At 43.7% G+C, this 26,094-nt stretch carries 27 protein-coding genes and 1 pseudogene; 20 read left to right on the top strand and 8 right to left on the bottom strand.

Annotation, left to right across the window (positions count from 1 at the left end):
* Positions 1-462 precede the first annotated feature (462 nt).
* Positions 463-849: a VOC family protein gene (locus ACM0OZ_RS27610; protein ID WP_414586032.1), complete on the bottom strand. Its 387-nt coding sequence runs from the start codon at positions 847-849 to the stop codon at positions 463-465.
* Between the two features lie 235 nt (positions 850-1,084).
* Positions 1,085-2,332 (bottom strand): vWA domain-containing protein, encoded by a 1,248-nt coding sequence (locus ACM0OZ_RS27615; protein ID WP_414586033.1) that lies wholly within the window; start codon positions 2,330-2,332, stop codon positions 1,085-1,087.
* 265 nt (positions 2,333-2,597) lie between these two features.
* Here ACM0OZ_RS27615 and ACM0OZ_RS27620 point away from each other — a divergent pair, with 265 nt between their 5' ends.
* The 12 genes and pseudogenes from ACM0OZ_RS27620 to ACM0OZ_RS27675 all read left to right on the top strand — a co-directional run bounded on the left by ACM0OZ_RS27620 (position 2,598) and on the right by ACM0OZ_RS27675 (position 13,719).
* Positions 2,598-3,296 (top strand): ATP-dependent Clp protease proteolytic subunit, encoded by a 699-nt coding sequence (locus ACM0OZ_RS27620; protein WP_414586034.1) that lies wholly within the window; start codon positions 2,598-2,600, stop codon positions 3,294-3,296.
* A 41-nt stretch (positions 3,297-3,337) separates the two neighbouring features.
* On the top strand, positions 3,338-3,931 hold the full coding sequence (locus ACM0OZ_RS27625; protein ID WP_414586035.1) for an ATP-dependent Clp protease proteolytic subunit: 594 nt from the start codon (positions 3,338-3,340) through the stop codon (positions 3,929-3,931).
* Complete coding sequence (locus ACM0OZ_RS27630; protein ID WP_414586036.1) at positions 3,915-4,136, top strand: hypothetical protein; 222 nt, start codon at positions 3,915-3,917, stop codon at positions 4,134-4,136. Before ACM0OZ_RS27625 ends, ACM0OZ_RS27630 begins: the two co-directional genes overlap by 17 nt.
* Before the next feature lie 99 nt (positions 4,137-4,235).
* Complete coding sequence (locus ACM0OZ_RS27635; protein ID WP_414586037.1) at positions 4,236-4,850, top strand: DnaJ domain-containing protein; 615 nt, start codon at positions 4,236-4,238, stop codon at positions 4,848-4,850.
* A gap of 142 nt (positions 4,851-4,992) precedes the next feature.
* The gene (locus tag ACM0OZ_RS27640) at positions 4,993-6,147 is read left to right on the top strand and encodes an RNA-guided endonuclease TnpB family protein (protein WP_414586038.1); all 1,155 of its coding nucleotides are present in this window, start codon (positions 4,993-4,995) and stop codon (positions 6,145-6,147) included.
* A gap of 366 nt (positions 6,148-6,513) precedes the next feature.
* Complete coding sequence (locus ACM0OZ_RS27645) at positions 6,514-8,904, top strand: filamentous hemagglutinin N-terminal domain-containing protein (RefSeq protein ID WP_414586039.1); 2,391 nt, start codon at positions 6,514-6,516, stop codon at positions 8,902-8,904.
* Positions 8,905-9,123: 219 nt separating this feature from the next.
* The gene (locus tag ACM0OZ_RS27650) at positions 9,124-9,378 is read left to right on the top strand and encodes a MoaD/ThiS family protein (protein WP_414586040.1); all 255 of its coding nucleotides are present in this window, start codon (positions 9,124-9,126) and stop codon (positions 9,376-9,378) included.
* Between the two features lie 5 nt (positions 9,379-9,383).
* Positions 9,384-9,536, top strand: a complete 153-nt coding sequence (locus ACM0OZ_RS27655; protein WP_414586041.1) for a hypothetical protein — start codon at positions 9,384-9,386, stop codon at positions 9,534-9,536.
* Between the two features lie 94 nt (positions 9,537-9,630).
* Positions 9,631-10,969, top strand: a pseudogene (locus ACM0OZ_RS27660) (RNA-guided endonuclease InsQ/TnpB family protein).
* Between the two features lie 156 nt (positions 10,970-11,125).
* Complete coding sequence (thrC, locus tag ACM0OZ_RS27665; protein ID WP_414586042.1) at positions 11,126-12,430, top strand: threonine synthase; 1,305 nt, start codon at positions 11,126-11,128, stop codon at positions 12,428-12,430.
* A gap of 95 nt (positions 12,431-12,525) precedes the next feature.
* Positions 12,526-12,801: a MoaD/ThiS family protein gene (locus tag ACM0OZ_RS27670; protein ID WP_414586096.1), complete on the top strand. Its 276-nt coding sequence runs from the start codon at positions 12,526-12,528 to the stop codon at positions 12,799-12,801.
* Positions 12,802-13,038: 237 nt separating this feature from the next.
* Positions 13,039-13,719, top strand: coding sequence for a DUF2996 domain-containing protein (locus tag ACM0OZ_RS27675; protein WP_414586044.1), 681 nt, complete (start codon positions 13,039-13,041; stop codon positions 13,717-13,719).
* Here the strand turns inward: ACM0OZ_RS27675 and ACM0OZ_RS27680 are convergent.
* A complete protein-coding gene (locus tag ACM0OZ_RS27680) occupies positions 13,716-14,243 on the bottom strand; it encodes a TM2 domain-containing protein (protein ID WP_414586045.1) in 528 nt (175 codons plus the stop codon). The genes ACM0OZ_RS27675 and ACM0OZ_RS27680 overlap by 4 nt on opposite strands.
* A 617-nt stretch (positions 14,244-14,860) precedes the next feature.
* On the opposite strand from ACM0OZ_RS27680, the gene acsF reads away from it, so the two are divergent.
* A complete protein-coding gene (gene acsF, locus ACM0OZ_RS27685) occupies positions 14,861-15,937 on the top strand; it encodes a magnesium-protoporphyrin IX monomethyl ester (oxidative) cyclase (RefSeq protein WP_414586046.1) in 1,077 nt (358 codons plus the stop codon).
* 93 nt (positions 15,938-16,030) lie between these two features.
* Here the strand turns inward: acsF and ACM0OZ_RS27690 are convergent, their stop codons facing one another.
* Positions 16,031-16,198, bottom strand: coding sequence for a CopG family transcriptional regulator (locus ACM0OZ_RS27690; RefSeq protein ID WP_414586047.1), 168 nt, complete (start codon positions 16,196-16,198; stop codon positions 16,031-16,033).
* A 34-nt stretch (positions 16,199-16,232) separates the two neighbouring features.
* On the opposite strand from ACM0OZ_RS27690, the gene ACM0OZ_RS27695 reads away from it, so the two are divergent.
* The 5 genes from ACM0OZ_RS27695 (at position 16,233) to ACM0OZ_RS27715 (ending at position 20,042) form a co-directional block, all read left to right on the top strand.
* Positions 16,233-17,369: an RNA-guided endonuclease InsQ/TnpB family protein gene (locus ACM0OZ_RS27695; protein WP_414586098.1), complete on the top strand. Its 1,137-nt coding sequence runs from the start codon at positions 16,233-16,235 to the stop codon at positions 17,367-17,369.
* Between the two features lie 35 nt (positions 17,370-17,404).
* Positions 17,405-18,094 carry a hypothetical protein gene (locus ACM0OZ_RS27700; protein WP_414586099.1) on the top strand — a complete coding sequence of 230 codons (690 nt, stop codon included), beginning with the start codon at positions 17,405-17,407 and terminating at the stop codon, positions 18,092-18,094.
* Positions 18,095-18,170: 76 nt separating this feature from the next.
* Complete coding sequence (locus ACM0OZ_RS27705; protein WP_414586048.1) at positions 18,171-19,046, top strand: hypothetical protein; 876 nt, start codon at positions 18,171-18,173, stop codon at positions 19,044-19,046.
* 16 nt (positions 19,047-19,062) lie between these two features.
* On the top strand, positions 19,063-19,410 hold the full coding sequence (locus tag ACM0OZ_RS27710; RefSeq protein WP_096570679.1) for an STAS-like domain-containing protein: 348 nt from the start codon (positions 19,063-19,065) through the stop codon (positions 19,408-19,410).
* Positions 19,410-20,042 (top strand): hypothetical protein, encoded by a 633-nt coding sequence (locus tag ACM0OZ_RS27715; RefSeq protein WP_414586049.1) that lies wholly within the window; start codon positions 19,410-19,412, stop codon positions 20,040-20,042. Before ACM0OZ_RS27710 ends, ACM0OZ_RS27715 begins: the two co-directional genes overlap by 1 nt.
* A gap of 204 nt (positions 20,043-20,246) precedes the next feature.
* Here the strand turns inward: ACM0OZ_RS27715 and ACM0OZ_RS27720 are convergent, their stop codons facing one another.
* Positions 20,247-20,984, bottom strand: a complete 738-nt coding sequence (locus tag ACM0OZ_RS27720; RefSeq protein WP_414586050.1) for a phosphatase PAP2 family protein — start codon at positions 20,982-20,984, stop codon at positions 20,247-20,249.
* A gap of 337 nt (positions 20,985-21,321) precedes the next feature.
* On the opposite strand from ACM0OZ_RS27720, the gene ACM0OZ_RS27725 reads away from it, so the two are divergent.
* Positions 21,322-22,119 carry a sulfite exporter TauE/SafE family protein gene (locus ACM0OZ_RS27725; RefSeq protein WP_414586051.1) on the top strand — a complete coding sequence of 266 codons (798 nt, stop codon included), beginning with the start codon at positions 21,322-21,324 and terminating at the stop codon, positions 22,117-22,119.
* Here the strand turns inward: ACM0OZ_RS27725 and ACM0OZ_RS27730 are convergent.
* Positions 22,102-22,767: a cadmium resistance transporter gene (locus ACM0OZ_RS27730; protein WP_414586052.1), complete on the bottom strand. Its 666-nt coding sequence runs from the start codon at positions 22,765-22,767 to the stop codon at positions 22,102-22,104. The two genes, ACM0OZ_RS27725 and ACM0OZ_RS27730, sit on opposite strands and share 18 nt — an antisense overlap.
* Before the next feature lie 170 nt (positions 22,768-22,937).
* Between ACM0OZ_RS27730 and ACM0OZ_RS27735 the strand changes: the two genes are divergently transcribed.
* The gene (locus ACM0OZ_RS27735; protein WP_414586054.1) at positions 22,938-23,618 is read left to right on the top strand and encodes a cadmium resistance transporter; all 681 of its coding nucleotides are present in this window, start codon (positions 22,938-22,940) and stop codon (positions 23,616-23,618) included.
* A 51-nt stretch (positions 23,619-23,669) separates the two neighbouring features.
* On the opposite strand, the gene ACM0OZ_RS27740 is transcribed toward ACM0OZ_RS27735, so the two are convergent.
* Complete coding sequence (locus tag ACM0OZ_RS27740; RefSeq protein ID WP_414586055.1) at positions 23,670-24,107, bottom strand: RrF2 family transcriptional regulator; 438 nt, start codon at positions 24,105-24,107, stop codon at positions 23,670-23,672.
* 244 nt (positions 24,108-24,351) lie between these two features.
* On the bottom strand, positions 24,352-25,275 hold the full coding sequence (locus ACM0OZ_RS27745) for a LysR substrate-binding domain-containing protein (protein ID WP_414586056.1): 924 nt from the start codon (positions 25,273-25,275) through the stop codon (positions 24,352-24,354).
* Between the last annotated feature and the right edge of the window lie 819 nt (positions 25,276-26,094).

Below are 26,094 nucleotides of genomic sequence, written 5' to 3' on the forward strand. Positions count from 1 at the left end.
TTCAGCAATTCACAAAAAAGATGGTTACTCGTATGGATTTTCAAACTATTTTGACCAAGAAAGAATCATCCGTCAGAATCATTCGTCAGAATATTGAACGCGTTTTCTCGTTATGAATCAAGAGTTCTGGTTTCTGAGTATTGGTCTGAAGCCCCCGAATTTATTCGTGGAAAAAAAAGAAAGTTTTTCCATTCTTAAATCCCCCGGATTCCATCCGTGGGGATATTCTGAGTTCTGTGTTCTGTGTTCTGCATTCTTCTTAAGGCGATTGAAATCGCCTGCGCCTTACCCCCATGCATAAATGCAGGGGCTTCCACGGCGCGAGGAATTTGGTGAAAATAACCCGTTTTATGTTTATGGCGGAACGTGGAAAGCTCAGAAAAGGCATTGACCTAATAGATTTTTTGCAAAAGTCAATTATCTTTAAAACGCTCCCTGCTCAAGAGTTCTGGTTTCATGACTCTAATGCTCATAAATCTCAAGAGGTAGATGATCTGGGTCTTTAAAAAAAGTAAATTTCTTACCAGTAATTTCATCAATTCTAATATTTTCTACCTCGACTCCTTGCAATTTTAAATAACTAACACTTTGCTCTATATCATCAACTTCAAAAGCAAGATGTCTTAAACCACAAGCTTCTGGACTATTGACTCGTTGGGGAGGATTCGGAAAAGAAAATAACTCAATTTGGTGATTTTCCCCGACTTGCAAATCCAACTTATAAGAATTTCTCTGAGCGCGGTACGTCTCATTAATAATAGAAAAACCTAAAACCTCCACATAAAACTTTTTCGAGCGTTCGTAATCCGAACAAATAATCGCCACATGATGAATTCCAGTAGTTTTCATTCTCTTCTTTTCTCTTTTCTCTGCGTCCTCTGCGTTCTCTGCGGTTTATTTATAGCAATCCTCCACACATTTGTGTGAAAGTGCCTGCGCTAAGCCCATAAATTGACTACCTTTGAGCTCCCTGACTTCGCAAGAGTTGTCGGGGTTCTTGTTTTTCAAGAATCATTTAGGATTGGTATATCAATAAAACACTAATCACGAATCTAAAGGGCAGGCAAAAAGCCCGCCCGATAAATTAAGAATCCTGCAAAACAGTCTTGGAAACAATCCTGGTTTTCTTGCGATCGCTTTCGGATAAGTCTTCACCAGCTTGCAGCCGGGTTGCAGAAGTTTGCAACACCGTAGCTGCACTTTTATCTCCCATTTGCAAGGCAGTTTTGGCAGCAGTTTGTAGCATTGTTGCAGCACCAGCGCGATCGCCCTGTTGCAATTTTGCCTCTGCGAGCTGCGTTTGCCGATATTTGGCTAATGCTAAAATATGGTGCTGCACTTCGGGAGTAGGAGAAGATTGGTATATCCGGATGACATTTGCCTCCACTGGAATGCTTTCTGAAAGTAACCCTGTTTTATTTTGCGCTGGATCGTCGTAGCGGACTTGCAACTTAGCGATCGTTTGTCTACCTTCTGGTAACTGTCCCAAGTAGACATTTGCCAAAATCACCCGTTCCACATCCTTCATCAAATCGCCCAAGCGCACAGCAAAACGTCCATCAGCTTCTGGTTGCACTGGCAATTCAATTGTATCGGGGGCAACTTGAGCAATGGGTTTAAGTTCTGCTAGCCGCACATTGGGCATCAGGGAGAATAATAAATAAGCATTAGTCAATCCCACCGTTTGAATGCGGTTGAAAAGGCGACTAAACTCATCTACTGCTTGTTCTGGTTGCGCAATGTAAGACAAAGTGCCACCACCACCATCGGCGATTTTTTCAAGCACATCCTGGTTCCAATTGTCGCCAAATCCTAAAGTGTTCAAAGTCAAATTATAACCAGCAGCCAATTGGGCAAATTTCAAACAGCGGTTATTGTCACCGTGTTCATTTTCACCATCAGTTAAGAGAAAAGCTTGAGAAATTGTTTCTTTTTTTCCCTTTGCCAGTTCCTCAATACCCAAGCGCAAACCTTCATCAATAGCAGTTCCACCATCAGCAGAAAGGCGGTTAATTTGCTGTTTAATCCGCTCAGGGTTTTCGATAATTTGATTGGGGACTAAAACCTTGGCACGATGGTCAAAAACGACAATGCTCAGGCGATCCCCAGGATTAAGCCTATCAACAAGACGGCTTGCCGCTTTTTTGACAGTTTCTAAAGGTCGCCCACCCATTGAACCACTGTGGTCGAGAATTAGGCATAAATTCAGTGGGACGTTGCGATCGCGATTTTCTGCACTTGCAGAAATGGAAATTGCCAACTGACGTTGACTGTTAGATTGATTGGCATCTAAGTTGCCATCATTGAGAGCAGGCTGCAAGCTAACCTTCATAACCCCCCAAGGTTCGTACACAAGCTATACATATTTATAAATAACTTCAAAGGACAGCATGACTACTTCGGAAAAGTTATCTAACAAGAACTTTAAATCAAGTTCATAATAAAAAGTGTATGGCAATGGCGAAAGGGGAATACTTTTTGTCGCCCTTGTACCGATACACCGCTACACCTTAGAGAGAAATCCACACCTCCCTTGCAAGCAAGCATCGCGCTAGGATGTACTAGAGTTAACGGCATCAATTTAGGCAACAGTTGCTATGGAAAATTCCATCACCAAGGCTGTGCAAGCACCTTACGGTGGCGACAGCTTCTACCGATCACCACCGCCAGATTTACCTTCTTTATTGTTAAAGGAACGTATTATATACCTGGGACTGCCCCTAGTTTCACCTGATGAGTATAAACAACAACTAGGTGTAGACGTAACAGAACTCATTATTGCTCAGCTTCTGTACCTACAATACGAAGACCCAGACAAGCCGATTTCTATCTACATCAACTCCACAGGCACTTCTTGGTACACTGGTGATGCCATCGGCTCTGAAACAGAAGCTTTTGCTATCTGTGACACCCTAAGTTACATCAAGCCGCCAGTGCATACCATCTGTCTTGGTAACGCTATGGGTACAGCGGCAATGATTCTGTCTTCGGGAACCAAAGGCTGTCGCGCCAGTTTACCGAATGCGTCGATTGTTCTGCACCAGGCAAAACGTGGTACTGGCTACGCTCAAGCGACAGACATTCAAATCCAAGCACAAGAAGTGCTGAAAAATAAGCAAATGATCTTGAGTATTCTCTCGCGAAATACTGGGCAGCCTGCGGAGAGAATTGCCAAAGATTTAGATCGCAAATTATACATGACACCGCAACAAGCCAAAGAATACGGCTTGATTGACCGGGTTTTAGAAAGTTCCAAAGAACTTCCTCAAGCATTGGCTGCTGCTGTTCCTCGTTAAATCTGTTAAATCTTTTTTTTCGCTAAGAGTAAAAGAAACCTATGCCGATTGGTATTCCTAGAGTCCCTTTCCGCTTCCCTGGAGATCCTTACACCCAGTGGATTAACCTTTACGAACGCCTTGCTCTGGAACGAATCATTTTCCTGAGTGGAGAAGTGAGCGACGGCATGGCGAATGCCATTATTGCCAGACTGCTCTACATGGATTCTGAAGACCCAACCAAGGATATCAGTATCTACATCAACTCACCAGGTGGTTCGGTGACAGCAGGTCTTGCCATCTATGACACAATGATGCACATCAAAGCAAATGTGATCACCATCTGTGTGGGGATGGCAGCTTCAATGGGTTCGTTCCTGCTGGCAGCTGGCACCAAAGGCAAACGTCTTGCCTTGCCTAATTCCCGAATTCTCATTCACCAACCTCTTGGCGGCGCTCAAGGGCAAGCAACCGATATTGAAATTGAAGCTAAGGAGATCCTGAGAATGCGGCAGCAACTCAATGAAATGCTAGCTGCTCGCACAGGTCAACCTATAGAAAAAATTCAAAAAGACACAGACCGCGATTACTGGATGTCTGCTCAAGAGGCAAAAGAATACGGTTTGATTGACCGTGTGATTGACGAACGCTCCTAGGAGGGATGAGGGAGATGAGGAGGATGAGGGGGATGAGGAGGATGAGGAGGATGAGGAGGATGAGGAGGATGAGGAGGATATGACTCCTGTTAGTTCCCTCACTCCCTCATCTCCCTTATCTCCCTTATCTCCCTCATCTCCCTTGTCTCCCTCACTCCCTCTCTCCCTCCCTCCCTCCCTCACTCCCTGCTGTTCAAAACTGTGAAGTATGAACTTTCAAGGCGAATTGAAGTCTTTATGATTTAGACTTCAGCCTTTAAACTTAAAGCTGATAGCCGATACTCGCGATCGCTGATAACTCAAGATGGATCTTGGAGATTGCTACCGTTTATTAGGTTTAAGGTCAGGAGCCTGTTTCGCTGACATCAAAGCGTCTTACCGTCGGCTGGCGCAACAATATCATCCTGATATCAACCCAGGTGACAGTAAAGCAAAAGAAAAGTTTATTGCCGTGACTGAAGCATACAAGGTGCTGTTGCAGGTGATACCACAACAAGAGACAGCAGTGGCTTCAAACTCGCCAGTCGTTGGACATCAGCCTACAAAAGTAACGCGCAAAGAAACAGCAACCAAGGAAAAACCAAAAGAAAAACCAAAGCCAAAGCCGCCTAGTTTTTCAGAGATAGAACAGCGGTTAAAGTGGAATACTTACGAACATTTACAGCAGTTTTTGAAAGAAAGACGCTTCCCCCAAGCAATATCCTTGGCGGAAGCATTAGCACAGCGTTTACCAGCAGATGCAGAAGTGCGTCAGTGGCAAGCTATTTCCTATCAAATTTGGGGACGAGCGCTGATTGCACAAAAGCAGCCTTTCAAAGCTAAAATTTATCTTAAAAAAGCCCTCAAAACAGACCCTCATAATAAGTCTTTGTGCGATGAGGTACAGCGCGATTTCCAAATGTTAGAACAGATGTTTTGAGGTGTGACTAATTTTTTTACTAAGACAAAGCGGGAGTGTGAAAGCCCCTGCCTTTTAAGGAGGGGATGAAACACGACACGGCAAGTTTTAACTTGCCATTCTTATCTTACACGAGCGTGTAAGATAGGGTTATGATAGTCGCATGGCAGAACTATCAATCACTTTAAAACTTCCTTTTTATCGACTTAACCAAGGCAAAGCTAGTGAGTTTGAGCGACTAACCGTGCTCAATACTCAAGTGGCAAACGACTTGCTTAAGATAGATAAGGCAGAACGTAGAAAGATAACTAGTTCTGCCTTTAAGCATGTCGAAATTGGTTCAGCTTGGATTAATCAAACCATTCGGAATACCAACGCTAAAACAAAGGTAAAGTACTTTAACCGAATGTGGTTAGAAGTAAATAACCAAAACTTTGAAATATCCAAGCAGGGCAATTTCTACAATGTTGCGTTCAATCTGCTACGAGGTAGAAAAGGACGTATTCCTCTGTCTATTCACCAAGCTTCACATGCCGAAGTCCTGGACAAGATCATTGCTTCTGGAGTCAAGCTAGGCTCACTCAAGTTATGCAAATCCAAGAAAGGTATTTGGTATGCGCTAATATCTGTATCGATGGAAGTTCCCGATGCAATATCAGTTGAACATTGGATTGGAGTAGATAGAGGACAGAACAATATTGCTGTTGCTGCGCTTCCAAAAAGTTTTGGCAAGTTTTGGAAAGGCGGACGAGTGAAGGGATTGAGACGACAGTTTCAACGTACTCGCCGCAAACTCCAAAGCGCCAAACAACTTAAAGAAGTGAAACGACTAGTGAAACGACTAGAGCAACGTGAAAGACGCATCATGACCCATATCAACCACGTCATTTCCAAACAACTTGTGCAGTTTGCGCAGGACTTTGGAATGGGATTGCGGTTCGAGGATTTGTCTTTTTGTCGTCAAACTATGAAGCAAAAGAAAAAGACAAAATCTGATGCTGGCCACAATCGTGATGCTTGGGCATTTTATCAGCTAGAGTTATTCACTCGCTACAAAGCGATTCGCTATGGCGTACCTGTTCAATCAGTTCCTGCTCCATACACTAGCAAATCAGATCACCGTAACGGCGTGATTGGTAAGCGCAATGGAGATTGGTTCAAAGGATTTGATGGGTATCATTGCAATGCTGATTGGAATGCTTCTCAGAATATTGGTCAATGGCACGGTTTTTCATGCCCTCTAGATCTTCAGAAAACAGTAGTTGCAATGGCTGCTGCCGATGTAGAGGGTGGGGTCAATGACAGTCCCCCTAACTAGTGAAGCGTCTAAGGCGACGGCTTTAGCCTCGTCTTAGACAACCGCTAGAATCCCCGTGCATTTATGCCGGGAAGTGTCAAATAAAATTCAGTTACTTATAGCTCAATATGGTTCAGTTAGCAGTGTTCAATTCTGTTGATCCCCCCAACCCCCCTTCCCAAGGGGGGCTTAATTCCCTCCTTAAAAAGGAGGGTTAGGGAGGATCGAGTCTTAACTGAACTGTATTGATTTCTAGCTAGGGAAAGTTTAGCCATACTTATTTCCCTAGTATTACTTTTTTTGTAGAAAATAAGCATGAGTTACTTTGAGTTGAACTAATTGTGGTTTAGTGAGGTAAACGCTGTAAAAACGTAGATCGAGGGTGCAATGTTCGGGATAAATATTACTTGGGGCTGCGTCTTAGCCATTGCGGTTAGTGGTGCGTATAGTTTCAGTGCACATTCCGCTCTTGCTCAAATTACACCAGATGGTACTTTACCAAATAATTCCGTCATCAATATAAATGGGAAGATCTTCGATATCACTGGCGGAACCCAAGCGGGACGCAACCTGTTCCACAGCTTTCAAGAGTTTTCCGTGCTTAGAGGTAACGAAGCTCACTTTAATAATGCAGTTGACATTCAAAACATCATTAGCCGTGTGACAGGTTCGTCTATTTCTAATATTGATGGTTTAATCCAAGTCGTAGGGAATGCCAACCTGTTTTTCATCAATCCCAATGGGATTATCTTTGGACCGAATGCTAGGTTAGACATTGGCGGTTCGTTTATTGCAAGTACTGCCAGCAGTATAAATTTTGCTGATGGAACTCAATTCAGTGCCAAACCATCACAAAACCCACCCCTGTTGACGATAACTGCACCCCTGGGACTGAATATGGGCAGCAATCCGGGAAAGATTACAGTCCAAGGATCAGGACACGAAATTGACTATGGCGATTTTGTCAAGGAAGGACCTCGTGACCAAGTTGACACGGCGGCTTTTCCGCCGGGATTGAAAGTAAAACCGGAAAAAACCTTAGCACTCGTAGGAGGGGAGGTCTCCCTTGAGGGTGGCGTACTCACATCACCAGCAGGACGTATTGAAATCGGCAGTTTTGACAGCAATCAGGTTGTGAATCTCGTCCCAGTACAAGAAGGTTGGAAGCTGGGTTATGAAGGCACTCCTAATTTTAGAGACATCCAGTTTTTTGATCAAGCGTTAGTGAATACCACAGGAAATGGCAGTGGTTCTATTGCGATCAGAGGTAGCAATATCAATTTCACCTCGGAATCAATTCTATTAGCTGATACGCTTGGTGATAAAAATGGGGGAGAAATTAGCATCTTCGGTAAGGAGATAGTTTTCGATCGATCCGCCATCGGCTCTAACACCTTCAGTTCGGGGAACGCTGGACAAATTAAACTAGATGCCACCAACATCAATTTTAAGAATAGGTCTAGTGCGAGCATTCAGACAGCGAACAGCGGTAACGCAGGAAACATCAACATCACTGCAAATTCTTTGGGGATTGAAGGCGAATCAGCGCTCGTTAGCATAACGACAGAAAATAGCAAAGGTAAAGCCGGAGACATCAACATTGAGGTCGCCGACCGTATGGAGAGCAAAAATACTGGTATAACTACTGACTCCAAGGGTACGGGTGATGCAGGAACAATAAACATCAGTGCAAATTCTTTGTCGAGTCAAATTTCAGGGATAAAAAGCACTGTGAGTAACACAGGTGAACCTGGAGAAATCAACTTGAATGTCACAGGCTCTTTAGAGTTACGGAGAACCGGTGTAGAGACTAACACCTCTGGAGCGAGTGACGCTGGAAAAATCAACATTAATGCCAACTCTTTGCTAATTGAAAATTCGCAAGTCAATAGCCGTACCGAGGAAAAGAGCACAGGTAATGCTGGAGAAATTAGTGTTACTGCTGAATCTTTGAAAATCATTAATCTTGACAACAACCCTGATCTTGTTGGAATTTCTGCAACTTCTAGAACGGGTAACGGTGGAAATATTAACCTAAACATAGGAAAGTTACTTTTGTTGCGTGGTAAGAGTTCTATCTCCACCACTGCGGGTGCTCCTGGTTCAGGTGGTAATGGCGGTAACATCACTATCAATGTTCGCAATGGCTCTATTGTCACAGTTCCAAATGAAAACAGCGACATTACCGCTAATACTTATGGTGGCAGTGGTGGCAAAATCACAATCAATTCTTCGGGTATTTTTGGCATCAAACAGCCTACTCAAGAAGAGTTGGAGCGCTTGAGTACCAATGGTATTACCGAAATCAACCCGGGCAATTCGCGAACGAATGATATCACAGCAATTTCCCAAACAGACCCAAGTTTCAATGGTCAAGTAACGATTAACACACCTGGTTTTGAGCCGAGCAAAGGATTCGTCGAACTCCCCACAGTGTTAGTTGATACGTTCAGCTTGATAGACACTAGTTGTGGTACCTTTGCAGGAAAAGAGGGTAGCGAATTCACCATTACCGGACGCGGCGGCTTACCTCCTTCTCCTTACGAACCCCTCAGCACTGATGTTGTGTGGTCTGATACTCGCTTAGCAGCTATTACCGCGCAACAGCAACGTTCAGAGACTACGACTCCTAAACCACTTTCTAAACAACCAAACAGTATGCCAATTGTACCTGCTACTGGTTGGGTGTTCGACGGCAAAGGGCACGTTACCCTCATCTCTCATACGTCAAGTAGCAGTAGTTCGGGGTCTACTCCTGCTGCGTGCCCCAAACAGTAAAATTCCTGAAGAACCCCACCCCGCAATCATCTGCGCTTAGGCTCCCTGCCCCTAATCCCCAGAGGGGACCCCGAGTTCCCCGCTCGCGGGGAGGGGATAAAGGGGTGGGGTGCAGTCAACGTGGGAATCATAACTAATTAGCCGAAGATGATATGAAACTGGTATTACTGGTGGGAGTACGTCAAATATCATCTACATTTATCATCAATTTGTATCTCGATGTCTGGAATTACTGTCACCGTTAAATTATTTGCTGCTTACCAAGAAGCTTATCGAGTTCCAGAACTCCTACTGGAATTTCCTCAGAATACACCAGTTAAAGAGGTGCGCGATCGCCTGCTGAGCGAACATCCCCAACTCGCTCAATTGCGCGATATTACCCGCTTTGGAGTGAATTTGCAATTTGTTGAACCAGATACCATCCTGCAAGACGGCGATGAGGTGGTGTTAATTCCGCCAGTTAGTGGTGGGTAAGACTCTTGTGGATTTTGGGTTTGAGATTTCATCCAAAATCTCAAACCCAAATTAACCAGTTTGCGGAAGTCCCCACCCTCAACGTACTCGTAGGGTGGGGTAGTGATCGCGTGAAAAATCGAAATCGTTTTCAACCAACATTCGGCTTTGCCGAATGAGGGCAGAAAACATTTAGTTTCGCTCAGACTTGTCCGGAACAGTCTTACTATGAATGTATATAATAGTAAGAGGTCGATATTTGGATTCATTTACATGAGGCGACAAGCAGTAAAAGTCAGATTGTACCCCACCGATGAACAGGTTCAAATACTTGCACAGCACTTTGGTTGTGCGCGTTAGTGGTGGAACTATGGGTTGAATAAATGCATTGAAACCTATAAGGCAACTGGCAAGGGCTTGTCTCAATCTGGGCTAAATTCGTTGTTGCCAGCACTCAAAAAAGATAAAGAAACAGAATGGCTAAAAGATTGCTATTCGCAGGTTTTGCAGTCTGTGAGTCTCAATCTTAGCCCGTGCTTATCAAAACTTTTTTGAGGGTAGAGCACAATATCCTAAATTCAAATCAAGACATCATCGTCAGTCAATCCAGTATCCTCAGAGTGTAAAACAAGTTGGTGAATGTTTGAAATTTCCCGGTTTTTTGGGGAAAGTAAGGGCAAAGATACACCGACAACTTGATGGAACTATCAAAACTGTCACTGTTAGTAAATGCCCATCGGGTAAATACTACGCTTCTGTGTTGATGGAATATGAGGGTGACTATCCTGCATCTAATACAGACGGCAAGGTTATAGGAATTGACTTAGGTGTAAAGGATTTTGCCATTACCTATGACGGTGAAAAGACTTCCAAATATTCAAACCCAAAAACAAGCGCCAAATATGAAAAGAAGTTAGCCAAAAAACAACGTATTGCTGCGCGAAAAGTAAAGGGCAGTAATCGTCGTAGAAAGGCAATGAGAACTGTAGCTAGGGTATACGAGCAAGTTAGCAATGTCCGCCAAGACTACTTACACAAGCTATCTCGAAAGATAGTTGATAACAACCAAGTCGTAGTAGTCGAGAACCTGAATGTCAAGGGCATGGTTCGTAACCCTTACGGGTTCGCCACTTCCTACAACGGGGGGAACCCCCGCAACGGAGTGGCTCACCACAAACTCGCTCATGCTATATCTGATACTGGATGGGGTACTTTCGTCAACTTCTTGTCCTACAAGCTAGAACGCAGTGGTGGGAAGTTGGTAGAAATAAACAGATGGTTCCCTAGTTCCAAGCTTTGCTCTAATTGTCATTACCAAATCAACGAGTTGCCGCTAGATATAAGAACTTGGATTTGTCCAAGTTGCGGTACTTATCATGATAGAGACGGCAATGCTGCCATGAACATTAGAGCCGAAGGTATCAGAATGCTTGCATTGAGCGCAGTCGAAATGCTGTCCTCCTCTGGGACGGGGGAGGCTAACGCCAATGGAGAGGAAGTAAGACCAATTCGCGGGCGCAAGCCTAAGATGAGGCATTCCTCCGTGAAGTTGGAAGCCCAGCCTATGTCTTCGACACGGCAAAGCCGAACAGGCAAAGCCAAGGCTGGGTAGTTCACTTAGCTTAATTCACCTTATACAGAACCTATCTATAGGAATAAAGTTATATGTCAAACATACCCGACAATTTTTGTCGGGTATGTTTGACGAGTATTTTTGCTCGTGTTACTATCAATCGACAGTTGACGGACATCCAGGGAAAGCTGACTTATGACACAGGCGACAACCACCAACACCCAAGCGACCACTGCCACGTTTAAATCCTTGAAATGTAAGGAATGTGGCGCAGAATATGAACTCAAGCCTCTTCATGTATGCGAGTTCTGCTTTGGTCCATTGGAAGTAACCTACGACTATAGCGCCCTGCGCTCCACCGTCACCCGTGAAACAATTCAGGCGGGACCAAACTCAATCTGGCGCTATCGTAAGTTTTTGCCTGTAACCAGCGAAAACCCGATTGATGTGGGAACTGGTATGACTCCGTTGGTGCGATCGCACCGCTTGGCACGTCGCCTGGGTTTAAAGAAGCTATATATCAAGAATGATGCCGTCAACATGCCCACCCTCAGCTTCAAAGATAGGGTGGTGTCCGTTGCTCTCACCCGCGCACGCGAGTTGGGTTTCACCACTGTTTCTTGCGCTAGCACGGGTAACTTAGCAAATTCTACCGCTGCTATTGCGGCACACGCTGGTTTAGATTGTTGCGTGTTCATTCCCGCTGATTTGGAAGCAGGAAAAATTTTGGGGAGCCTGATTTACAGTCCCACGCTCATGGCTGTCAAGGGTAACTACGACCAAGTCAACCGCTTGTGTTCGGAAGTTGCGAATACACATGGATGGGGTTTTGTCAATATCAACCTGCGTCCTTACTACTCAGAAGGTTCCAAGACACTAGGCTTTGAAGTCGCAGAACAACTGGGTTGGGAACTGCCTGACCACATTGTTGCACCTTTGGCATCTGGTTCGCTGTACACGAAAATTTACAAAGGCTTCCAAGAATTCGTAGAAGTTGGTTTGGTGGAAGGCAAGAAAGTCAAGTTCTCAGGCGCACAAGCGGAAGGGTGTTCACCGATCGCTCAAGCTTATAAGGAAGAACGCGACTTTATCAAACCAGTGAAACCGAATACAATTGCCAAGTCGCTGGCGATCGGCAACCCAGCAGATGCTGTTTATGCTTTAGACGTAGCCAAGAAAACTGATGGTCATATTGAATCAGTCACCGATAGCGAAATTATCGAAGCCATCAAGCTGCTGGCAGAAACAGAAGGCATCTTCACAGAAACTGCAGGTGGTACAACTGTCGCTGTGCTGAAGAAGTTGGCAGAAGCTGGTAAGATTAACCCAGATGAAACCACAGTGGTGTACATTACCGGAAATGGCTTGAAAACCCAAGAAGCCATACAAGGTTACATTGGCGAACCTCTGACGATTGAGGCAAAACTCGATAGCTTTGAACGAGCGCTAGAGCGTTCCCGGACACTCGATCGCCTAGAATGGCAGCAAGTCCTGGTTTAGTCATTAGTCATTGGTCATTGGTCATTAGTCATTAGAAAGAACAAATGACTGATGACACACAACCCTTAACTTCCAACTTACGACTCTCCAAATCTATGTCTGTAAAAGTTTTAGTTCCCACTGCTCTGCAAAAATTCACCAACAACCAAGCCACCCTAGAAGGTAAAGGCAGCACGATCACTGAACTGTTGGACTCTTTGGAGCAAAGCTGTCCTGGTATTAAGTCACGCTTGTGCGATGAAAGCGGACAGCTAAGACGGTTTTTGAATTTGTACGTTAATAGTGAAGATATCCGATTTTTGGACGGACCAGCTACACCATTGAAAGATGGTGATGAAGTGAGTATTGTACCGGCTGTAGCTGGAGGCTGAAGTAAGAGGATGAAGATGAGGAGGATGAGGAGGATGAGGAGGATGAGGAAGCAAATGAACAATGGCTGCTCTCTCTCATCTCCCCCTGCTCCCTCATCTCCCCCTGCTCCCTAAGGCAAGGCTTTAGTCGCTGGAAAAAGTGGTCGTTGTTTGGAGACAGGCCTGGCTGTGTCAAAATGAAAATGACAAAGACCTCCAGGTGATCTCTCATAGCAAGACAAAGGATAGACCTGAGCAATGGCAGAAGAAACAAATCACAATGAAGCTGGGGAAGTTGCTCCCAGTACTGTAGACCAGCAGGCTCCCAGTGTCGCTGAAGAACACGCTCCCAGTACAGACTCACCCGAAGCGACAGACATTCCTACAGCAAACGCGCCAGATCCCAAAGCCGCAAACCCAGAAACTAACCCTAATGCGGCAAAAACAACGACTGCAGCACCCAAGCGTGAGAAGCCAGCAGGAGCCGCTAAAGCAGCCGCAGGGGATAAAGCAGCCGCAGGGGATAAAGCAGCCGCTAAAGCAGGAGCAAAAAAAGAGAAAGCACCAGCGCTAGAAGATAAGCCATTTGCAGATTTTATCCAGCAAGATTACTTGCCAGCTGTACAAAAAGCGATCGCCTCTCAAGGGGTGCAAGATTTACAGCTGAATTTTGCCAAGCAGAAAATTTCCGTCATTGGTTTTAACACAAATGAGGAATGCTGGCAAATCGCGGGTAGTTGGCAGAATGGTTTGCGCCAGTTTAACCTGTATTTTACCGAAGAAGATATTCAAGGGAAAAAGGCTTTTTCCTGTTACGAAGGCAAAAAGCCCAGCACTCTTGAGTCATTCTTAATCGATGAGCGCAAAGTCACGCTTGATTTACTGGTTTATGGACTGGTGCAGCGCTTGAACGGGCAAAAGTGGCTGGGGAGAAATTAGTTTAGCTCGTGGAAATGGTAGATTACGGCTCCGGTAACGGGGTCGTTATCTATCCTCGCATATCCTGATTTCAGCAAGTCCTTGAGAACACTTTCAACTTCAGTAAAGCTTGCTCCCGTATCCATAACTGCTTGAGTGACGGTAAGTTGACCGCCCCTTTTATCCGCAGCTTTGAGCAATTCCATCATCAGTTTTTCCTGTGGAGATCGGTAAACTTGGGTAGCAACAGCAGCTTGATTCAAAGGCACACCCAAAGGCGATAAACCTGCTTTGAGTCTGAGTTTCATTTGGTGTTCATCAACCATATTAGGGATAATAAACAAGTCTACAAATTGCCCTATACCAAGCACACCACCAGTCAACAGCCAGAACAAACCCGTCCCTATTTTGCCATTGTATAAACGGTGCAGTCCGCCCAAGCCAACAAACCAGGCTGCACTCAAAATGTAGGAGACAAGAAGACGTTCTTGATTGTCTTTATTATTATTATTATTAATATTATTTCTGTTGTTTTCTGCATTCATCTCGTTTCGATCCCCTCTAATTCACTATTTCCTAAGTACAGTTTTCCTACTCTGTTTTTTTTGGATCAGGATAAGCAGCCAAAGTTTTCAGAATTCCTATACCACCGCGATTGCGCGGAGCGCACTGCCCCTTTGGGGCAATCGCTCTTATTCCTAAGATAACCAGCTTAGATAAATTTTACTGAGTGAAATGTTACATTAATTACATATATAATCATGCTGCTATATCTTTCTAGTATGATTGGTTTGCGCTTACCCCACCTCACCCAGTGGATTCATCCGACTGAGTGATTTACAGCTATTTTCAGTTAATTGAACCACAGATTTTCGTGGGGGCACGGCACAGAACAGCCCCTACAGAGTGGTTTATTTACTTGAAAAGCGCTGTAAGTTAGTAGCATGGCTTCTACTACAGGCTACACATCCTCAATTGCGGATTTCCCAAAAAATTGAAGTGTTGTTGCAACTCTTAACGTTTTCTCCGCCTGTACTCACCCTGTACCTTGGTAGACTGAACTATAACAAATAAAATACTGTCGTCTATTGTGCCTTGTGAGGGTATTACTGTTGACTATCGCAGGCACTCAAGATAATAAGACATTCATGGCAATCAAGACATGGTAGATTCCCTAAAAAAACCAGGCTTTGAAGAAATGCGGTCCGGGATTAAAGTCCCAGCCAAAGAAACCCTACTGACACCCCGATTTTACACAACCGACTTCGATGAGATGGCAAAGATGGACATCTCGCCAAACGAAGACGAGTTACAAGCCATTTTGGAAGAGTTTCGTGCAGACTACAACCGCCATCACTTTGTTCGGGATGCCGAGTTTGAACAATCCTGGGATCATCTTGACGGGGAAACTCGCCGATTGTTCGTGGAATTTCTAGAGCGTTCCTGTACGGCAGAGTTTTCCGGCTTTTTGCTGTACAAAGAACTCGGTCGCCGCTTGAAGGATAAAAGCCCCGTCTTGGCAGAATGCTTCACTCTCATGTCTCGGGATGAAGCGCGTCATGCTGGCTTCTTGAACAAAGCGTTGTCCGACTTCAATCTGGCGTTGGATTTAGGGTTTTTGACCAAGAGCCGCAAATACACGTTCTTTAAGCCGAAATTCATCTTTTACGCAACTTATCTTTCAGAAAAGATAGGTTATTGGCGCTATATCACAATTTATCGCCACCTAGAGGCACATCCAGAAGACCGGATTTATCCGATTTTCCGCTGGTTTGAAAACTGGTGTCAGGATGAAAACCGCCACGGGGATTTCTTTGATGCCATCATGAAATCTCAGCCGCAAATGTTAAATGATTGGAAGGCGCGGTTGTGGAGTCGGTTCTTCCTGCTGTCGGTGTTCGCGACGATGTACCTCAACGACGTCCAGCGCAAAGACTTTTATGCGTCAATTGGTTTAGATGCACGCGAATATGATGTTTACGTGATTGAAAAGACCAATGAAACCGCAGGGCGAGTGTTCCCAATTACACTGGATGTTCAGCATCCGGAGTTTTATAAGCGGTTGGAAGTTTGTGTTAACAATAACGAGAAGCTAACAGCAATAGCTAACTCAAAAACTCCCAAATTCCTGCAATTCTTCCAAAAACTCCCCTACTACATCTCTAATGCTTGGCAGCTGTTGCGGTTGTACTTCATCAAACCACTTGATGCTGCTGCTACCCAAGGCGCTGCTCGCTAGATTATAAGGCTTTTGCTAAAACTTAAGTGGTTCTGCACAATGCAGAGCCACTTTTTTTTTACAAACCGCGCAGGACACAAAGGAATGAGAGGGTTAATCAATAGTGATTGATTTCCTTACAATTGCTAACAATTGCTCATCTTTAAGTACAAGGATTAGCATTTTTATTGCTCCGGTCTTTGTCGCTCCTGAACGCTTGCAGTATTGCTCAAGAATTTCGTGGTACTCATCAGGAAGTCGAATGTCTAATCGTTTACTCATAGTAATTGTACGTCAAGTGCTGTACAATGTTAGTATGCTACTAGGATTTAAGACAGAACTCAAAATTAACAAAGCGCAACGCTTGATACTGGCAAAACACGCTGGTGTAGCGCGTCACGCTTGGAATCAGGCACTTGCCTTGTGTCAGCAGGTGTTAGCACATAACCGTGCCAATCCTAACGACAAGATTAAGTTTCCTTCCTCGATTGACTTACACAAGTGGTTGGTGGCTTCAATCAAGCCTGAGAACCCGTGGTATTACGAAGTTAGTAAATGCTCTCCTCAGTATGCATTACGGCATTTGAGCGATGCATTTAAATCTTTTTTTAAAAAAGTCAAGGGCTTCCCAAAGTTCAAAAAGAAAGGGAGAAACGACTCCTTCACTCTTGACGGCTCAATTCATGTTGACCACAAACGCATCAAAGTTCCAGTCATAGGATGGTTAAAAACTTTTGAGCGGCTACCACAAGGTGTAGAGCCTAAATCGGTGACAATTAGTGCAAGAGCGGATAGATGGTTTATCTCGTTTAAAATTGATGTTTCTGTTGAGCAAACACCAAAAGTTTACGATATTGTCGGCGTCGATCTAGGCATCAAAACGCTGGCGACATTGTCCACAGGCGTTGTATTTGACGGTGTTAAATCATATCGTCAAGCAGAGCATAGATTGAAACGATTGCAACGCAATCTCAGTCGCAAGGTCAAAGGTTCTTTTAACCGCAAGAAAGCAGCGTTACTACTAGCTAAAGCACATAGACGGGTTGCCAACATTCGCAAAGATGTTCTTCATAAACTCACTACCTATTTAAGCAAAAACCACGCAGTGGTAGGGATTGAGGACTTGAACGTGTCTGGGATGATGGCTAATCGTTGTTTGGCTAAGGCAATAGGTGATATGGGTTTTTATGAATTCCGCCGTCAGTTGGAATACAAGTGTCAGCTATACGGTAGCAAACTGGTTGTTATTGACCGATTTGCACCCAGCAGTAAAACCTGTTCTTGCTGTGCCAACGTGAAAAATTCGCTTAGTCTTTCACAGCGAGTCTACCACTGTCATTCATGTGGTTTTGAAATTGACCGCGATTTGAACGCGGCAATAAACATATCGAAATACGCGGCGAGTTCCGTCGTGTCTGCCTGTGGACGAGGTGCTGCCGACAGTCTCGGTTGAAACAGGAAGTTTTTGCTCTTCAAATGTTAGTAAAAATGGAACGGCAGTTATCAGCTTTATGCTTTGGAGTGGGTATGAGTTTAGTTTTGATGGCTGCTCCTGGTTTGTGTGATACGCCTTCAAAAGACGCCCAGGATTTGAATTTAAGCCCGGAAATCATTAAGGGTAGTCCGGTTTTGCAACGTTGGCGGCGTCAAGTGCCAAATGTGTTAGAAGACATTAAGAATGATCCCAGCTTTCCCACCAAGGTACGGCTAGGCTATTCTTACTTTTCTTCTGAGCAAGTATTTGGAGTAAATGTGGGTGTCGAGGATGTATTTATTGGTCGTACTGGTTTAACGCTAAGTGGTGAGTATCAAACAACATTTAATGGTCAACGAGAGGCTTATGGTGCAGACGTGCATTATTATTTACGTCCTTTGGGTAGCTACATCAATATTGCACCAGTGGTAGGCTATCGCCACCTGGAAACAAACAGCTACTCAACAGATGGAGTGAATTTGGGTGCAAAACTGTTGTTAGTGTTGTCTCGCGGTGGTGCAGCAGATATTTCTTTGACACAGAGTTGGGTGGCTCCGGGTACTGGAGAAGAAGTTGGTTTAACAACGTTATCAGTAGGCTACGCCATCACTCGCCATCTGCGTATATCTACAGATATTCAGCAGCAAAATGCGAAACAGGATAAAGGCACTCGCTTAGGTGTGGTTTTAGAGTGGATACCTTGAAATGGTCTTACCTGCTCTTTGAAGAATAGGGCTTTTGTAGATTAACTAAACTTAAAGAAGCATTCAAAAGGAAATTGTGAGCCTTACTCTTCAAGTTCCGACTGTCAACGATAACCTAGATGACTTTGATTGCTTGTTTCAACTTTGGCAACAAGTCAACAAAGACTGCTCGGAAGTCATCTTTGACTTCTCTAAATGTTGGTTTCTACGACCCAACGCTGTAGCTTTTCTAGGGGGATTAATTCGTTTGATTCAATCGCGCTGCGGTAAAGTTATTTTTCAGGAACATACTATTCATAAGAAAGTCAAGAGAAATCTCCAACAAAATGGCTTCATGTATGCCTTTTGCCAGGATATGGCACCTTGGCAGGGAAACTCTATCCCCTATCGAGAAGATCCAAAGCAAAATAAAGATGAGTTGGTTCAATACCTAGCGGAACAATGGCTTGGTAGAGGCTGGGTTCATGTGAGTTCAAATTTGCAAAAGCTTATTGTTGCAACAGTTTTAGAAATTTATGCCAATGCTTTTGAACATGGACGGACGGAGATAGGGGTCTTTAGCTGCGGACAACATTATCCCGACCTCAAAGAACTTAAACTGACTGTGGTTGACTTTGGCGTAGGAATCCCCCAGAATGTGCGCGATTTCCAGAAAAACCCGAACTTACCAGCAGACCAAGCATTGCAATGGGCTTTTCAAAAGGGAACAACTACCAGGGGTGGACGAGTGACAGGTGGTATTGGTCTTGACTATTTAAAACAATTCGTTCATGTAAATAAGGGAAATCTTCAAATTCTAAGCCATGATGGATGTGCGACAATAGATGAAAAACAAGAAATTTACGAAAATAGACAAAGTTTCTTTGGAGGAACACTGGTAAACATTACACTCCTGTGCGACGAATCGTATTATGCCTTGGAGCTTGAACCAGATGATGAGCCGTTGTTTTAAGGGGGATGTGCGGGCTATGAAACACGAAATCCTAACCCTAATAGGCAAAAACTGTATTACACCTGGGGATGGTCAAAAGGTGTATGCTTTGGTTCATTCAGAATTGCAAGCAGACCGACCTGTAGAACTCGACTTTGCAGGAGTGGAAATATTTGCTTCTCCATTCTTCAACTTCGCTATTGGACAATTACTCAGAGATATCCAACCGGAAAACCTCAACCGCTTGTTGAAGGTTTCTAACCTCAACCCAGTTGGTAAGCAAATACTCAAGTTAGTGATCGAAAACTCAAAGCGGTATTACTCCGATCCTGATTTCCGTAGTAGATTAGACCAAGTAATCAGCGAACAGGCTAATACCCTTTAATGCCAGTTAACTACATAGTTCAGGCAGAGGTAGTTGATATCCGGTCTGACACTCCGAGAAAAGAAGACATCTTTTTAGTAGATACTAATGCTTGGTACTGGCATACTTACACTAATGCCAGTATTTACTCACTCAACTATCAAATTACAGAATATCCTTCCTACATAGCAAAAGCCATTTCTGCTAACTCATTGCTTTTATACTCCGGTCTTTCTTTAGCAGAATTAGCACACAACATCGAGCAAACAGAAAAACGAATATTTTCTTCTAATCCTAAATTTTCATCCAAGGAATACCGCCATAACTACCCAACAGAAAGAGCGAAAGTTGTAGCTGAAGTTCAAGCGGCTTGGAGTCAGGTGACATCGACTGCGATATGCACTGATATTTTGATTAGCGAAGAAACAAGCAATGCGGCGCTGACAAGATTTCAAACACAATTGCTTGATGGTTATGATTTGCTAATACTGGAGGCAATGGACAAAGCAGCAGTTATGCAGATAATTACCGATGATGGTGATTATGTTACTGTGCCAGGAATTAAAGTTTTTACGGCTAATGGTAGTGCGATGGCACGGAGTGCCCGCCTGCGGCGATCGCAGCAGCAAGAAGTCAAGGCAAACTATTGGTAAGGTAGAGGTGGGTAGACGCGCAGCAGTTTGTCGCTAGACATCACCTGAAAAATCTAAACAGACTTGTGATACGTTGATACGCATTCATGAGGACAGTACTGTAGGAGGGAAACCCTCCGCAGGTAACTGTCTGTCTCCATCGGTTCAAAGCAGCGTGTCCGTAAGGACTCAGGGTTTAGGACTTAGGCGTAGGCTTTACTGCTTTCAACTTTGTAATGTAGTTTCCTCCGCAGCAGGAGTTTCATTGACAATCGATACCTTTGTCAAATGAGGTCTAATAATTAGACTGACGCCAATTGCCCAGGCTATAGAAACCATCCAGCCTGCCAAAATATCACTGGGAAAGTGAACCCCTAAATAAAGTCGTGTCCAGGCAATAGCCAATACGAATAAGCTTCCAACAATCAGAATGACCCAGCACCAAACGCTACCCCATGTCAAAATGACTAGAGTTGCCACCAACGTCATACTCGTCATGGAATGACCACTGGGAAAAGAGAAGTCTAACTCTGGTGCTTGTGAATCCCACAGGTGGGGACGCACTCGATGCATGAATTCCTTTGCTGTGCGGTTGATGATCCCGCTTCCCACCACACTGGTGAGTAGATAGGTAAGCGATCGCCACCGTTTTTGAATTAACAACACCAGCCCTAGAACACTAACTACCGGAAACACAATCCGAAACGACCCAAACTTAGTCAGCGTTACGGCGATCACATCCAGTTGCGGTTGTGCTGTAGAGTGAATTGCTACGAGAACCGACATATCCCAAGGAAAACCACCTTCATGCTTCCAGACTTCTAGTGCCAGCAACCCAAAGATTTGTAAAGGTAAATAAATCCCTATCAGTAGCAACAATAAAGAACGCCAACGGGAAACGAGCAGTTTTTGAGAAAAGTTGAGGAACGACGGGATAAGCTTGCTTCCATTCGTATTAGACATTTTCAACAAAACCTAACAGAATTTCTACGACTAATATATGGACTTCACTGCCAGCCGCATCCCCCCAAAGCATCACAGAGGTGGCGAGAGGTTTTATTTGTCCCCTTTTTGTATCAAGTTTTGGGGATTATACAGCTTGGAACCGACGATTAATTTTTGGTAGCAAAAAAAAGATGCCCATATGTGCCATTACTCTGGACGTTTGACCACTTTTTAAGTTAAAGTACGGTAAGCCGATTGAGTTTTGGAATAAATACGCAACAGGGGATTGTATCTATGACGCTGAGTTTCACCTCAGAAATAAAACACCATCAAACCCTGGTACTAGAACAGCAGTATGAATTACTCATTACTACCCCTATTCAGCTTCTTCATTGGTATTATTGTAGGTTTAACAGGCATTGGCGGAGCATCTCTGATCACGCCAATGCTTATTTTTTTGTTCCAGGTTCCGCCTTCGATCGCTGTGAGTTCTGATGTTGTAGCTGCCACGTTGATGAAGTTTGTCGGCGGCTTCAAGCACTGGAAACAGCAAACTGTGGACGTGCAAGTGGTGAAATGGCTTGCCTTTGGCAGCGTTCCTGGATCGCTGTTTGGCGTAGGAATTTTGCACTTCGTTAAACGAACAGGAGATCATAACCTAGACCACATGATGCTGCAATTGGTTGGGATGATGATTCTGTTTGTCACCTTGTCAGCACTCGCACAACTGCTGCTATTGACATTTTTCCCCAATGTGAAATTACCAGAACTGCCAAAGTTTGACTTAAAAACAAAGTTAGGTCGTGCTTTAGCAATGAGTGTAGGAGCGGTTTTAGGCTGTTTAGTTGGTCTTACGAGTGTCTCCTCCGGTTCAATGTTTGCATTGGTGCTGATTGCCTTTTTCCAGCTAGATGCTCGTAAGTTAGTCGGTACAGATATCTCACAGGCAGCAATTTTATTATTTTTTACTGCCCTTGGACACCTCACCCTTGGGACAGTTGACTGGAGTTTGGTATTACCAATATGGTTAGGCTCTGTACCTGGGGTACTTGTTGGTGCTAAACTTTGCCAGCTTGCGCCTCAACGTCCACTGCGGTTTATCATTTACACACTCTTGCTTATGGTGAGTTATAAGTTAGTTTCCCCAGTGTGAGCGAAATAATAGGCTGAATGTTCCTCTTTCATACATGATCAAAAGACCCAAGGAAATCAACACAAAAGGAACAGCAGCTCTACCATAGCGGCTTAACATAGAAGCGATCGCACCTTGACGAGCTAATACATAAGCAATAGCACACCAAGCCGCTACCAGTAGAAAAAATACAATTAAAGTCACTCCCAAACTGGTAAAGCTCTTACCAGCAAATAAGGGTATGTAGATACTGATATTATCACCACCATTAGCAAGTGTTACCGCTGCGACTTTATAAGTTTGAGGATGTAAAAGACTCAAGAAAAAAGACACTATGGGGTGACTATATGAAGACTGCTGGAAATCAGTGGTTACTGTCTGAACTTCCGTAGTTTCTTCTTTTTGCACCAGTTGCTTGAAACCAATTGCTATAGGTAGTAATCCCAGAAATCCAATCCATTCTCGTGGGACTAGCAAGCCACCAAAGAACCCTGGTAAGCTGGCAATGATGATAGCTGCAAAACCAAAGTACTGACCAATGACAATATGCCGTCGTCGAAAATTGCCATCGACTTGTGAGAAAAATAGTAACAAGATAAGGATATCATCAATATTGGTGGCAACGAAGGCGATGACACTTTCAGTCAAAGCTGTCCAAAGTTGATTCATGGTCAATAATCATAAAATATGATGATATCAAATCATAAATTATTAAAATTTAAATTATGGTATATAGCAATCCTAAATTATTCGTGAATAATAAGATTCCCGACTTCTTGAAGAAGTCGGGAATCTTAGCGTTTTGATTTTCATAAATCAAATAGGATTGTTATAGATACATGAGTGAGTTAATTTCTGCAATTAGCACAGGGATAGTTGCCTTCACCGCCACTAACATCGATGATATTGTTATCCTTTTGCTCTTTTTTTCTCAGGTAAATTCTACCTTCACTCGTAGGCAAATTATTGCAGGTCAATATCTAGGGTTCACAGCACTTGTCATTGCCAGTCTCCCTGGTTTATTTGGTGGTTTAGTCTTACCGCCAAACTGGATTGGATTACTAGGTTTAATTCCTATTGCTATAGGTATCAGCAGTTTAATAAATCAAGAAGATTCTTCAGAGGAAGCTGCAGCAGAAACAGAACAATTAGAAGACAGGGCTTTTGCTAGTTTTCTTTCTCCCCAAACCTACAGTGTGGCAGCTATCACTATTGCTAACGGTAGCGATAATATTAGCGTTTACATACCGTTATTTGCAAGTACCGACTTAGGAAGTTTTTTGGTGATTCTAGCGGTCTTCTTTTTGCTTATAGGAGTTTGGTGCTATTCTGCATACAAATTAACTTATCAAACAGGAATAGCTGATATCCTAACTCAATACGCCAATTATGTTGTGCCTTTTGTTTTGATAGGATTAGGGACTTTTATTGTTTTAAAAAGTGACGCTCTGAACCCAATCAAACTCCTAGCTAGCTGTCTATGTTTGGGTATTCTTGTAAAAGATGATAACAATTTGTAATTCATAATTAACAACTTAATTACGAATTACGAATTACGAATTACAAATTACTTATATGTAGTACATCAGTTCTATCTGTCGTCGTTTCTCCCGTTGCTCACAAAGGTCGTGGAGCGTATACTTTTCCAGAACAGAGTAAGCTGCTTGACGCGCATCTTGCCACATCTCCTGAATGACTTCAGTTTCTACTGTTGTGGAAGTGGAATTTTGCTCACGCCCCACAGCGTCTAATCCTTCTATGCAACGGAAAGCATCTAGAAGAGTCATCTTGCGTGGATCTCGTGCCAGAATATATCCACCTTTGATGCCGCGTATACTCTTTATCAAACCTCCACGCCTTAATGTGGCAAGAATTTCTTCTAAATAGCGGTTTGGTATATTTTGTCGCGCTGCTATTTCACGGATCTGCAAAGATTCACCAGTAGCATAACAACCGGCTAGCGCTACGAGAGAGAGAACTGCATACTCAAATTTATTAGAGAGTTCCATATGCAAGAGAGAATAGACCCATTTTGTTATTTCCTGCAATGAGGCCGAATATCAGCCCAAACAATAGAATTTGGGTCACAATCAGGCAGGCAATGTATGGGAAACCTTATTTTGGCATGGCTCTTCTAGTATAAAGAAGAGCTTTCATAAAAGCAAATACTTTTGTTTGTCGTTTTGATAAAATAAAGTGATTGAAAAAGCAAAAAATTGAGTTTTGGTGTATTTTACTTTTCTGAGTAGACGCCTATACCATAGCGTATTGCGTCAAAATTTGTTCAAAAGCATTGGCAATTCGAGTCTGAAACCGCTGTCGGTGTTTGAGCTTCCAAACAGGTTGAACAATTTCTAGCTTTGTACCAGAACCTCTATCTACGATATGAATTGGGTGAAGTGTAGACAGCAGTAGTTCTTTTCTGACCATCAATTCAGGAATTGCAGCAGCACCAACACCGCTTTCCACGACTGCCTTTACCATTTCGCTACTGCTCAAGACGAAAACAACATCCAATTGTGCTGGGTCAATTCCCCAATTTTGCAACGCTTGCTCAAACATTTGTTGCGCTCCCGAACCTGACTCTCGCATCACCCAAGTGGTGTCATGCAGTTCCGGTGGGGAAATTTCTGTGCGATCAAACCAGGGGTGAGATGTGCCGACAACAATTTGTAGGCGATCGCTCCCCACAACTTCCTGTTCCAAAGAGTTCCTTAGTGAAGGTTTCACGTCTCCTGTGACTAAACCAAAATCAAAAAGCCCTGTCGCTGTCCCTTCGCAAATTTCTTCTGCATTACCGAGCCTACAATCGATGTGGATGCCGGGATATTGGCGCTTGAACTGGCTAATTTTGTCTGGTAACCAGTAGTTACCGATAGTTAGACTTGATCCCAGCTTTAACTCACCTCGTTGCAGATTGTTCAATTCTCGTAAGCCACGCTCCGTCAAAGAAACTTGGTCAAGAATTTTCTGCGCTTCCATTTGGAGCAACTTCCCAGCATCAGTAATTTCGATATGGCGACCAATCCTATGGAATAGTTTCACCCCATATTCTGCTTCCAGGCTTTGAATGGCTGCACTGACAGCGGGCTGAGTAATGTAAAGCGTTTCTGCGGCACGCGTAAAGTGCATGACTTCCGCAACTGCTAAAAAAATTCGCAACTGCTCAAGCGTCATTTTGGCTCTTTAAGACTTCTTGGGTGTTTTATTTTCGCCACTATCGGCTAATATATCGTATAGTATTGTACGGTAATTATAGAAAAATACCGTTGTTAAAATTCAAGTTTTGCTGACATAGTTGGCTTCAACTTCTCTACCTAAGCGTAGTTAAAAAGATAGAGCAAAGTAGTATCAGTTATCAGTGGTGACTTCATAAGTAGCTCCCTGTTTATTTACTGAGTTAGAAATAAAACTATTAAAAACTTTCATAAAACTTCGCGGGATGTGGGAAACGAGCGAGTATGCGCGACCTGAGAGGAAAACGACACGAGCGACTTTAGTCGCCTTACTCCATTACCGCCTTGGGGTTACTGGATTCGGTGTACTTTTGTAATGTACTTTCGAGCTTGACAATTACCATCTCAACTCGTTCACCCTGTACGCATAACGGTTTTGCTCCGTAGAGCCTTCCCTTACGGGAGTAAAGTTAGCTTCGACAATGTTATTGGTCGGCACTTATCAAAGACACTGGCTTAACCCAATAAACCTGTTTAATCCTCAATTTCTAGAGCTTGGAACTAGCTTCGCATTCCAAGGTAGGAACTTGAACACTTGCCAATAACGTAGTTCAGTTAAGAACTCAGTCTGGTCAACTATGGTCGAGTCTTAGGCTAGAAGCAAGCGTGTCTTTAGACCTGGGTTGTTGACAGTCAAACATACCACAAACGTTGCTGCCTCAAATTAAGGCTTAAGGTCAACCTCCTGCTTGTAACGTAAATGACAAATTATGAGCGTTATTTATTTTACAAAAGGTAGAACCATTCATAAATTTAATCT

This window comes from Scytonema sp. PCC 10023 (genome assembly GCF_963920835.1).
Classification (GTDB): Bacteria; Cyanobacteriota; Cyanobacteriia; order Cyanobacteriales; family Nostocaceae; genus Kalymmatonema.

Bases quoted from the DNA above. Each gene is read 5' to 3' on its own strand.
- ACM0OZ_RS27740 (WP_414586055.1), bottom strand. From the start codon at position 24,107: ATGGAACTCTCTAATAAATTTGAGTATGCAGTTCTCTCTCTCGTAGCG.
- ACM0OZ_RS27730 (WP_414586052.1), bottom strand. From the start codon at position 22,767: ATGAATCAACTTTGGACAGCTTTGACTGAAAGTGTCATCGCCTTCGTT.
- ACM0OZ_RS27720 (WP_414586050.1), bottom strand. From the start codon at position 20,984: ATGTCTAATACGAATGGAAGCAAGCTTATCCCGTCGTTCCTCAACTTT.
- ACM0OZ_RS27620 (WP_414586034.1), top strand. From the start codon at position 2,598: ATGGAAAATTCCATCACCAAGGCTGTGCAAGCACCTTACGGTGGCGAC.
- ACM0OZ_RS27680 (WP_414586045.1), bottom strand. From the start codon at position 14,243: ATGAATGCAGAAAACAACAGAAATAATATTAATAATAATAATAATAAA.
- ACM0OZ_RS27690 (WP_414586047.1), bottom strand. From the start codon at position 16,198: ATGAGTAAACGATTAGACATTCGACTTCCTGATGAGTACCACGAAATT.
- ACM0OZ_RS27675 (WP_414586044.1), top strand. From the start codon at position 13,039: ATGGCAGAAGAAACAAATCACAATGAAGCTGGGGAAGTTGCTCCCAGT.
- ACM0OZ_RS27700 (WP_414586099.1), top strand. From the start codon at position 17,405: ATGGAACGGCAGTTATCAGCTTTATGCTTTGGAGTGGGTATGAGTTTA.
- ACM0OZ_RS27670 (WP_414586096.1), top strand. From the start codon at position 12,526: ATGTCTGTAAAAGTTTTAGTTCCCACTGCTCTGCAAAAATTCACCAAC.
- ACM0OZ_RS27635 (WP_414586037.1), top strand. From the start codon at position 4,236: ATGGATCTTGGAGATTGCTACCGTTTATTAGGTTTAAGGTCAGGAGCC.
- ACM0OZ_RS27735 (WP_414586054.1), top strand. From the start codon at position 22,938: ATGAGTGAGTTAATTTCTGCAATTAGCACAGGGATAGTTGCCTTCACC.
- acsF (WP_414586046.1), top strand. From the start codon at position 14,861: ATGGTAGATTCCCTAAAAAAACCAGGCTTTGAAGAAATGCGGTCCGGG.
- ACM0OZ_RS27725 (WP_414586051.1), top strand. From the start codon at position 21,322: ATGAATTACTCATTACTACCCCTATTCAGCTTCTTCATTGGTATTATT.
- ACM0OZ_RS27610 (WP_414586032.1), bottom strand. From the start codon at position 849: ATGAAAACTACTGGAATTCATCATGTGGCGATTATTTGTTCGGATTAC.
- ACM0OZ_RS27640 (WP_414586038.1), top strand. From the start codon at position 4,993: ATGGCAGAACTATCAATCACTTTAAAACTTCCTTTTTATCGACTTAAC.
- ACM0OZ_RS27745 (WP_414586056.1), bottom strand. From the start codon at position 25,275: ATGACGCTTGAGCAGTTGCGAATTTTTTTAGCAGTTGCGGAAGTCATG.
- ACM0OZ_RS27615 (WP_414586033.1), bottom strand. From the start codon at position 2,332: ATGAAGGTTAGCTTGCAGCCTGCTCTCAATGATGGCAACTTAGATGCC.
- thrC (WP_414586042.1), top strand. From the start codon at position 11,126: ATGACACAGGCGACAACCACCAACACCCAAGCGACCACTGCCACGTTT.
- ACM0OZ_RS27650 (WP_414586040.1), top strand. From the start codon at position 9,124: ATGTCTGGAATTACTGTCACCGTTAAATTATTTGCTGCTTACCAAGAA.
- ACM0OZ_RS27695 (WP_414586098.1), top strand. From the start codon at position 16,233: ATGCTACTAGGATTTAAGACAGAACTCAAAATTAACAAAGCGCAACGC.
- ACM0OZ_RS27715 (WP_414586049.1), top strand. From the start codon at position 19,410: ATGCCAGTTAACTACATAGTTCAGGCAGAGGTAGTTGATATCCGGTCT.
- ACM0OZ_RS27710 (WP_096570679.1), top strand. From the start codon at position 19,063: ATGAAACACGAAATCCTAACCCTAATAGGCAAAAACTGTATTACACCT.
- ACM0OZ_RS27645 (WP_414586039.1), top strand. From the start codon at position 6,514: ATGTTCGGGATAAATATTACTTGGGGCTGCGTCTTAGCCATTGCGGTT.
- ACM0OZ_RS27625 (WP_414586035.1), top strand. From the start codon at position 3,338: ATGCCGATTGGTATTCCTAGAGTCCCTTTCCGCTTCCCTGGAGATCCT.